The organism is Paenibacillus camelliae (genome assembly GCF_023715345.1).
Classification (GTDB): domain Bacteria; phylum Bacillota; class Bacilli; order Paenibacillales; family Paenibacillaceae; genus Pristimantibacillus; species Pristimantibacillus camelliae.
The window spans coordinates 1-9,798 of the sequence record NZ_JAMBNY010000027.1 but is presented as its reverse complement, the minus strand read 5'-3'; the positions used below and the strand labels follow the sequence as shown (position 1 = coordinate 9,798).

The 9,798-nt window shown below is 41.2% G+C and carries 9 protein-coding genes; 7 read left to right on the top strand and 2 right to left on the bottom strand.

Translation table 11 applies throughout. The annotated features are described in order from the left end of the window. The first annotated feature begins 243 nt into the window (after positions 1 to 243). Together M3180_RS22195 and M3180_RS22190 are read left to right on the top strand one after the other, a co-directional pair. Positions 244 to 1,302 (top strand): phosphotransferase enzyme family protein, encoded by a 1,059-nt coding sequence (locus M3180_RS22195; RefSeq protein WP_251671602.1) that lies wholly within the window; start codon positions 244 to 246, stop codon positions 1,300 to 1,302. Between the two features lie 18 nt (positions 1,303 to 1,320). Next, the gene (locus M3180_RS22190) at positions 1,321 to 1,857 is read left to right on the top strand and encodes a GNAT family N-acetyltransferase (RefSeq protein ID WP_251671600.1); all 537 of its coding nucleotides are present in this window, start codon (positions 1,321 to 1,323) and stop codon (positions 1,855 to 1,857) included. Positions 1,858 to 1,971: 114 nt separating this feature from the next. Here M3180_RS22190 and M3180_RS22185 read toward each other — a convergent pair whose 3' ends face one another. Continuing rightward, entirely contained in the window at positions 1,972 to 2,367 is a 396-nt protein-coding gene (locus tag M3180_RS22185; protein WP_251671598.1) for a VOC family protein, read from the bottom strand. 266 nt (positions 2,368 to 2,633) lie between these two features. Between M3180_RS22185 and M3180_RS22180 the strand changes: the two genes are divergently transcribed. Next, entirely contained in the window at positions 2,634 to 3,245 is a 612-nt protein-coding gene (locus tag M3180_RS22180) for a TetR/AcrR family transcriptional regulator (protein WP_251671596.1), read from the top strand. A gap of 316 nt (positions 3,246 to 3,561) precedes the next feature. Beyond that, positions 3,562 to 4,443 (top strand): putative RNA methyltransferase, encoded by an 882-nt coding sequence (locus M3180_RS22175; RefSeq protein WP_251671595.1) that lies wholly within the window; start codon positions 3,562 to 3,564, stop codon positions 4,441 to 4,443. Positions 4,444 to 4,583: 140 nt separating this feature from the next. Here the strand turns inward: M3180_RS22175 and M3180_RS22170 are convergent, their stop codons facing one another. After that, on the bottom strand, positions 4,584 to 5,474 hold the full coding sequence (locus M3180_RS22170) for a DNA-3-methyladenine glycosylase 2 (protein WP_251671593.1): 891 nt from the start codon (positions 5,472 to 5,474) through the stop codon (positions 4,584 to 4,586). 137 nt (positions 5,475 to 5,611) lie between these two features. Between M3180_RS22170 and M3180_RS22970 the strand changes: the two genes are divergently transcribed. The 3 genes from M3180_RS22970 (at position 5,612) to M3180_RS22150 (ending at position 9,582) form a co-directional block, all read left to right on the top strand. Next, positions 5,612 to 6,718 carry a bifunctional transcriptional activator/DNA repair enzyme AdaA gene (locus M3180_RS22970; RefSeq protein ID WP_349774505.1) on the top strand — a complete coding sequence of 369 codons (1,107 nt, stop codon included), beginning with the start codon at positions 5,612 to 5,614 and terminating at the stop codon, positions 6,716 to 6,718. Positions 6,719 to 6,852: 134 nt separating this feature from the next. Next, positions 6,853 to 7,653, top strand: a complete 801-nt coding sequence (locus M3180_RS22155) for a sensor domain-containing protein (RefSeq protein ID WP_251671604.1) — start codon at positions 6,853 to 6,855, stop codon at positions 7,651 to 7,653. A 216-nt stretch (positions 7,654 to 7,869) separates the two neighbouring features. Next, on the top strand, positions 7,870 to 9,582 hold the full coding sequence (locus tag M3180_RS22150) for a copper amine oxidase N-terminal domain-containing protein (RefSeq protein ID WP_251671591.1): 1,713 nt from the start codon (positions 7,870 to 7,872) through the stop codon (positions 9,580 to 9,582). The last annotated feature ends 216 nt before the right edge of the window (positions 9,583 to 9,798 follow it).

The following is a 9,798-nucleotide window of genomic DNA, read 5'->3' as shown; positions in this document are numbered from 1 at the left end:
CTCTTGGACTGAGAAGTTTAACGGACAGATACAGTCTTTTGCGGAATATGACATGAACCGCCGTGTACCGAACGGTATGCACGGTGGTGTGAGAGGACGGGGGCTAGCCGCCCCCTCCTACTCGGTTAAAAAATAGTTTAAATGGTTTGCCATATATATCTAACCCTTTGCTCTCGTTATGATCACATATAGTAGATGTAAGTTAATTTACTTTATAAAAGACCAAAGGAGCAGGGGGAATATATGATTGATTTTTTTAGATTCGATACCGATGAAGAACGACGGGCGCTACTAGTCAGGGCAAGGAAAGTCGCTCTATCAGCAATTCAGCAGTATGACTTAGAATGGGAACGTATTCAATTTATTCAATTATCCGATACGATTACGTATAAAATTGAAACCAACACAACTGAACATTATTTACTTCGTATCCATTCGGATCGATTGAGCAGAGAGGAAATCCTGTCGGAGCTCCTACTTTTACAAGCACTAAACGAATCGACAGGTCTAAATGTACCAGAAGGAATAGCTAGCTGTGATGGTCATTACGTATTGCAACTCGATACAGAAATAGGATATAGGCGCCCTTATGTAACGATGATGCGGTGGATAGAAGGTGAACATGCAACAGGTGACTTTACCGATAGCTGTGCTTATAACATCGGCGTATTAATTGGTAGACTCCATGCAGCAGCCAGAAATTTTGTTTTACCCTCAGATTTTGTAAGACCTATTTGGGGAGTAGAAAGCTTTAAACGTGATATGGCTAAGTTGGAATGTTATTATGAACGTTTTTTATCCGAAGAGGGATGGGAGCTATATCGAGCGGGAGCCGAGAAGGTTGTGTCCCAACTTGCTACTATGCATCCAAGTGAACATAACTTTGGGCTCATTCATGCTGATTTACATACCGGTAATATGGTCTTTAAGGAAAATCAGCCCTATCCGATTGATTTCGGCAGGTGTGGTTACGGGTATTATCTCTACGATATGGCAGGCACCCTATTAGAGCTATGGCCTAAACATCGATGGATGCTTATCCAAGGCTACGAGAGTGTTAGAAAGTTGGAATCGGACTATACTCGGGATTTGGAATGTTTTTTCATCATGTTCATGATCGAGAATTATAGCCATCATGCCTCCAATCCAAGGGAAATAGATAGTTTAATCGAGGAACAACAGTACGCTCTAGCGTACTTAAAAGAGTATTTGAATGGGAGGTCATTTTTATTTAAAGTGGTCGAGCCGGTTAGCACAACTAGCAATCGTAATACCTCGATAGAAAGCGACAAGAACGAATAAAAGAAAGAGGAGCTCAGTATGAATATTAACCTTCAACTCAGTACTACTGATAATAAGTTTATTATCAATAACATTTACCCGCTTTATTTGCACGATTTGTCCGAAATATGGGGGAACAAACCCAATCGTTTTGGCATATATGAAGATAACGATATGAGGACGTTGACCGAGCAAAATACAGTGTTTGATATCTGGTGTGAGAAGCCATCAATATTGTTTCCATTCCTGATCACGGTTGATGATGTACCTGCGGGACTTGCTTTCGTTGCAACCCCGCCATATATACCATGCCCGCCGAATATCAACTATTATTTGAATGAATTTTTCCTCTTGCGCCCTTTCCGCGGTCGCGGAGTGGGGGAAGAAGCAGCTAGGCAGGTGTTTAATCGGTTTAGGGGGAATTGGGAAGTTCAGACAGCCAAAATGGAGCGAAATGTGAGAGCACAAATGTTCTGGCGTAAAACGTTAAATGCTTACACAAATGGACAATATTCAGAAGTGATTGGGGAGTATCCGGAAGCAGAAGATAAAATAATATTTCGCTTTACTAACTAAATATCGGGACTCCATATCAGTTATTAAAAACCTAGGGGAGATATAAGTTATGAAGATGATCGGTCATCCCCTAGGGCTCCTTTCTTGAAAAACGCTAGATTAAAACCTCAAAGATTATTGTTTCGTAATCATCCAAGTGACACCAAACTTATCTACGACTTCACCATAATGTGCACCCCAAGGCTGTTGTGCGAAAGGATATTTCTTTTCCCCGTTCTCGCTTAGCTTTTCATAAGCCGTTGATGCTTCTGTTACATCATCATAGCTCAAAGAAATGCTGATGCTTCGGTTATAGTTAACCGGTTCGAAGGAGTCAGCCATCATTAGCGTATTTGTTCCCGCAATTGTTAAAGCTAAGTGCATAACTTTATCCTTCATCGCCTCAGGTGTTCCTGGTGTTTCACCGAATGTAGTAAGAAATTGAATTTCGCCACCAAGTGATTGAATGTAAAAATTCGCCTGACTTCTTGCATCCTCTGACATCAAATAAGTGTTCATTTGTACTCCCATAAACGTTAACCATCCTTTACGTTTTGAATTTTACTTTCATACATACGACGAACGAATCTTGATGAAATCGAAAACATTACATTTTCTTCTCGATTTTTTTGTATCACCTTTACATGAATTTAACTTTACAATTGTAAAGTTATAAGTGGATTTTATAACATAACTTTACAATTGTAAAGTAGTACTTGAGTAAATGTAATACTAAATTGAATTATTAGTACGTTTCCATTAAAATGACAGCAAGACATAACGGAAAGGTGATTGTAATGGGAGAAGTTCGTAATGCTGAACGTACACGTAAATCGATACTCTTAGCTGCGAGAGAGGAATTTTTTGAAAAGGGGTTCAATGGAACGAGAATTGAGTCTATAGCTAAACGCGCAGGTATAAACAAGCAATTAATCTATCATTATTTTAAGAACAAGGACGAGTTAATGAATGAGACCATAACTGATTTTATACAGTCGTTGCCACTGGGGACCTTTACATTGCCTGCTAATCCGGTGGACATTGCTGAATTTCGTTATAAGGCGAACATAACCAAATTATTAGATTTTCTGAAATATACAGCCTGGGAAGCGGTTGAAGAACTGCCCGAAAACAAAAATGGTGAAGATATCAGAAGACATGTTCTACATTCTTATAATGATGATATGAAGTCTAAACAAGAGATGGGACTTGTACCACAGGAGTTGGATCCATCATTGATTACTCTGATGATATCCAGCTTGACTATTTATCCGATCATTAATAGTAACGTAACGAAAATGATTACAGGTTATGATGCTGAGGATCCTGAGTTCCAGCAAAAGTGGGCACAATTTTTGCGAGTAATTAGTGAACGTATATTCAAGGTAGACAGCAATGAGTCGTTATAAATTCGCGCAATATAAATTCGCGCAATAAGAGATAACCATGTCGATAACAACATCAGATAGAGTAGGCAGAAGCTTTGAGTTCGCCCTACTCTATTCTTTCGTTTATGCGGAATTAACGATATACTTAGTAATGAAGGCGCAAGATGCTTTCTTTATTATGAGTCATATGAGGTGTTATTCGTGATCATCAAATTCATTCGTTTGCGTTAATGAGAGGTACAGTCTTTTAAGCTCAAGTCATTTTTAACTATGATGCTTGGGTTTATTTAGCTGTGCCTTTTTCATTTGCACAATTCGAATGAATGAGGTGTTTTTTGTGTTGTCTAGAAACGAAAGGACAGTTCTTTTCTCAAAATATGAAGATATATTTCAATGCCCGATATGTAGGAATGCGATGACGCTTGTAAATCAGAAGAGTTTCATTTGTTCCAACAATCATTGCTTTGATCTTAATAAGAAGGGGTATGTAAATCTTCTAACTCACTCCCTAAAAACAAAATATGACAAGGCGATGTTTGAAGCACGTAAAGCAATTAGTGCAAAAGGTTTTTTTGAGCCGTTGTTGGATCGCATTTGTGTGATGATGGCAAGTGAGCAATTATTAACGGATTCACAATCACCAATAAAGATATTGGATGCTGGCTGCGGTGAAGGTTCACATCTGACGTATACTCTGCAGAAATTAATAGAGAAAGCTGATCGTGAGGTGTTCGGGGTAGGGATAGATATTGCCAAGGAAGGAATAACTATTGCCTCACGGGGAGTTTCCGATACAGTTTGGTGCGTGGGGGATCTTGCAAAAAGTCCGTTTTCCGATAAATCGTTCCATTTCATCCTAAATATATTATCACCCGCTAACTACTCTGAGTTTCATAGAATGCTTGACGATGAGGGGATGGTTGTAAAGGTAATCCCCGAGAGAAAGTATCTTCAAGAGCTAAGGGCGATATTATATAAACAATCTGATAGATCAATTTATTCAAATGAGCATACGATAGAGCATTTTAAACGTAATTTTAACCTTGTTGACTTCCAGCATGTTCAATACAGGGTGACGATGGAGCATGAGGATATTGAAAAATTGGTGCATATGACTCCATTATCTTGGGGTGCACCGGCAGAGCTTGTACAGCAAGCCTTGGCTAAAAATAAATTAGAGATCACTTTTGACTTTTCAATTATGCTTGGTAGAAAATGATTGCTCGTCTAGAAGGAGAAAAGGCGCATGTAGTCCATGCGCCTTTTCCTGCGAGCGGCAACCGGTGTAGATAATGTCAAAGTTTAACACAAGTGGATTTCAGAATGTTGCCTTCTGATTCAGCTCGGATGAGAGCTCTGTTAATAGAGTAATCGCCACAGATAAAAGGTGGCATACGATTCCCACCCATTCCATTTCGAGAAAATTTCTCTGATTTGTTCAATTGAAGGTTTACTCTCTACGTTCATTGCGAATTTAAGCGCGTTGTGTAAACCTACATCAGCTATAGGGATAGCCATAGGGAACCGCAAACAGCGCATGAGCACATAATTGGCCGTCCACGAGCCAATGCCCCTTATGCTGGTTAACTGCTTTTCTGCATCTTCATATGCTGCGTTTTGTAGCATTTCCCGTGATAGTGAGCCACTCTCCATATGCTTAGCCACACCGATTAAATATTCCGCTTTTCTAGCGCTAAACTGAAGGGGAATCAAGTCTTGAACAGACAACGAAGCAACCTTCTGAGAGGAAGGAAAGCTCCAGAAGCGTTCGTGCTCAATCTCAACAAAGGTGCCAAATCTCTCAACGAATCGTCTTTTCAACGTATAGGCAAAAGTAAGGTTGATTTGCTGTCCGATAATGCCCCAGCAGATCGCCTCGAATAGATCGGGTATGCCGATGTTGCGAAGTCCGTGAAATCTACGGACCGGTATATGTAATATTTCATCAGCAAGTGCTAATTCATAAAAAGGCGTCAGATCGGTATGTAAATCGAACCAATCGATTACATATCGGACCGCATAGTCTCTAATCGCTTGAGATGGAGGAGTTATATCTGGCTGTCCGAGAAAGCGCAGCCTAAAGCAATGCTTGTCATCGTAGCTAATCTCGACTACAGCTGCCTCTTGCCCAAGCTGTAACCCTTTATAAATTCGCCCATCCTTGATTACGTAGAGACATTCTCCCTTGGCACTAGAGAGGTAGTCTAAGTTATGCGTGAAGTTGAAATCGTTAGGTAGCTTTACTTTCATGATTAGGCCTCCTTTGCTTCTATATCCCTTACTACATGTTTTAACATAAATGCTCCAACATATCGCTTCAATATCTTGCTTTTATATTCCTAATGACTTACATCGAGCACAGCGACGGGTATAATAATTATGAGGTGATGATGGTGAAGCCCGAACGAATATCAAGTGAAATATGGAACGCGATCGTAAGCAATGATGGCTCCTACGACAATAAGTTTTTTTATGCAATCGTCACAACAGGGATCTTCTGTAAACCATCCTGTAAGTCGAGGATTCCTAATATGGAAAATGTCTATATATTTCAAAATGCGACCGATGCACTCGAGGCAAATTTCCGTCCTTGCAAAAGATGTAAGCCAACCGATGAGCATCTGCCTGATCAAGCATGGGTGAATCAGATTATGGAGTATATACATGATCATTACACAGAACCACTAACGTTACAAACAATCGCTGACATGTGCCACGGTAGTCCTCATCATCTGCATCGAACCTTCAAGCGAATTAGTGGAATCACTCCTACGGAGTGCATTCAGCGACGAAGAATCGAGAAAGCCATCGAAGCCTTGCTTGAAACGAATCAATCGGTGCATGAAATTTCCAGGTCGGTAGGGATACCGAATACTCCTTATTTCATCACCTTATTTAAAAAATTGACGGGAAACACACCGGGCGAATATCGATATTTATATAGAAATGCTCAGACGAATAGGGGTAACCTAATGCTAGATGCAGGTAAATTTACAGTGTTTTGGTCTTGGGTTAAATACGAGGAGAAGAAATTAATTATAGCAGCTACAGAAGATGGACTGTGCTTCGTTGGGTCACCCAATATGGACGATAAGGATTTGGCAGAATGGGTAAGCAGGCGGAATCCAGATGGTGTGCTGATTAGAGATGACGAAAAATGTGAACCGTATGTTCATCAATTGGCCGAGTACTTTAAGGGCGAAAGAACAAGCTTTACGATCCCTATGGATCTTCGAGGAACGGCGTTCCAGCGAGAGGTATGGGAAGCACTTCTTCATATTCCCTATGGTCAAACTCGATCCTACTCAGATATTTCTAGCCAAATTGGTAGACCGTCTGCAGTAAGAGCAGTAGGGGCAGCGATTGGTAAAAACCCACTCTTAATTACAGTACCTTGCCATAGGGTCATTGCCAAAAAAGGAGCACTTACCGGGTATAGAGGCGGCTTAGATATGAAGGAGAAGCTACTAGATATGGAAGCACAACTACTTTAAGAGGGCTGGTTAACTCCTAGGCTTAAGGCGGGGCTTAGACTGTTCTTAAGACGGTTATGTTAGCCTGATCGGACGGTTATAATGGGTTCATAACTAAGAGCGTGAGCTAATGAATCCAAAGGAAGTGTTTAATGATGATGTCATCGGAAGCGAGTGCCCAAAAGCCGACAGGTAAAGTAAATTGGGTGCTTTTTAATCCTAAAACGTATGCAACCATTCTTTATTTCTTACTGGCATTGCCGTTAGGGATTATCTATTTTACGATAGCGATTACTGGACTTACTCTATCGATCGGTTTAACTCCGATATTTATCGGAATTCCTCTATTTTTCGGAGTGGCAAAGCTGCTAAATGGGATTGTAAGCTTTGAACAAAGCATGATTCGCCAAATATTAGGCTTACCAGCTGCCCCTGCTCCTTATATTAGCAATGAGCAGTCTGTAGAAGGACAAGGCTGGTTTATGCGAATGGTGAGAGGCTTCGATGGCGGGTTATTCATTCGAAATCTGCTGCTCGTATTATTAAGATTTGTAACAGGCATTGTGTTCTTTACAATTACAGTAACGGTTATTGCACTAGCGCTTGGTTTTATTGCATTGCCTGTCGTGCATATTATATTAATGAATGAAATTAAGCTTGATATATTAGAGCATAGCTTGTTCACTTATTTTCATATCGATTGGACCTACAATCAGCAATATCTGTTTTACGTAGGTGCTGGCCTGGTGCTGTATTGGATTGCACTTCGTGTCGTAAACGGACTTATGCAAATTCAACGCAAAATGATGTATGTAGATGAACCATACCAGCACGCTCAACAGACAGATCCCTATTATGAGCAAATGCAAACGTCGGTTCAACCGCCACCATATTATGAGCAGACTGTGGAACAGCCGACTCAAGAATTTATGCAGCCAACCTATAGAGAGCTTTAGAGCTCTCTTTTTTCGTTTAAATGCGACTTTACTCATTTAACTAAGGGGCTATACACCTATGCGGAGTCACGGATTTGTTACTTCTTGTTTATTGACGGACATCCAATTTTTACATTATTATACATTGGATGCGACACGCACGCATAATTTTCGATGATTACTCATCGATATAAGGAGGAGATTTGAATCAAATTCGACTATTTTCAAGGAATGAAAATGAACAAGTGGTTCATGACAGGACTGTTGTTTACGGTCGCTGCCATTACGTTTATACTTCTGAATGCTCAAACTGTATCTGCAGCGAGCTCGGTTTATACAGATAAAAATGAGGTTCCGTTTTCAGTCGAACCGACAATCAAAGACGGGACCACGCTGGTGCAGCTTCGTCCGTTAGTTGAATCGCTTGGCATTGAGGTGAAGTGGAATGCCAGCACCAAGACGGTGACAGGGAAGAAAGGAGCTTCTTCGTTCAGCCTGACGATCGGTCAACGAACAGCGACAGTGAATGGAAAGCAGGTTGAACTTGCAGTGCCTGGCAGAGTGGTGAATGGCCATACCTTGGTTCCTCTACGCTTCATTGGCGAAGCGTCAGGGGCTGTCGTAGGCTGGCATGGGAAGACGAGAACGATTAGCATATTCAGCAGCGAATATATTGAGATTCTAGGCATCACCAGAGCTGAAGCACAGAAGCGGGTCAATGCCGGTGTTACTTGGGATACGAAGGCATCAGCAAATTCATTAAGAGGCTTTTATGTGCATTCGTCGGCAGATTTGACAGGCTACAAAGGATGCCGTGGGATGTGCTGGGACTATATATATTTTATTAATGATCATCAGCTAGTGAAGAAGATGCCTGAGAATGGTTGGGACACGGTTGATTGCACGAAGGACACCTGCTTGTCTTACAGTATGAAGGACGGAAAATTAATTATCGAAAATGACCGTACGTATTCAATAGAAGTGAAAGAAGATGGACTTTATCTCGATCGGGATTATTATTTCAAGCACGAACCGTTGCATCGAATGAAGCTGGATGGAAAGTATGATGCTTCTAGCTATGTTAGTGGTAACCTGGGTGTTGGTTTTTCTTCATCCAACACGATGATCTTTCGACCAGATGGCACATTCATTGATGACTACTGGATTGGTGTAATGTCAAGCGGCTCGGATGTGACTGGAGATGGCTCCGGCACTTCATTCACGATTCAGGATGAGTCTCAGTCTGCGGGTCGATATACGATTATTAATTACACGATCTTGCTTGAATATAATGATGGTACGAAGGAAGTCTATATGTTCTTTCGTCCTGACCGGAACGAGAGGATGCTGAAGATCGGGGGTAGGGATTTCCTGATCGATGATTCTTATGATCCTAACGAACAGCCTAGCACACCGCCCAAATCTACAGAGAATTCTGCTGGTTCTGTAGAGCCGTACAAAGATCTACTAGTTACCGACAAAATTGCAGTGAAGAAGAACATTCATCAGGAATTACCGAAAAGCAAAGAGGAAATAGGCGGCATTGCCATTACGTTAGACGGCTATCAATGGGCGGAGCTCGACATTAGTCCAGATTACGTCTCATCCTTCAAGGGCATTGGTGACGGAGTGATCGTCGCAATAACAGCAAAGTATACGGTTAACAACCAATCCTCGTCGGATGTAGATTTGTCCACGCTAAAAAGCGTGATCTGGGTAGACGCTGGGTATCTGCAATCATCGCCGAGTCTATCGCCTAAAGTTAATTCTGTATTGAAGGCAGGGGAATCCGCTGAGCTGCTGGCTGTATTTATTGTATCAGCTGAATTACTAGAGGAGGAATGGGATCGTTATCCCGACCTTGTATTGAGCGAACTAAAGACGACAGCTGGAGATGATGCGTTGGATGGCATCGAGCTGGAATTTTGGATTTTTAATCCGTATCGATAATAGATCTAAAACCTCAGTCGAGGGATAAATTACGAGCAAGAAGTAAGCTAAAGCGTTTCAATCTAAAATGAGCAACCATGGAGGAGGTTTGATATGCTCCCCATTAGGTAGACAGATTAAATAAAAAATCTGTTTATCCGATGGGGAGTATTTTTATGGCTAAAAGTAAGCATCCAGTTGAAATCAAATTACTTGCTGTTGAAGCTTTACATGAAG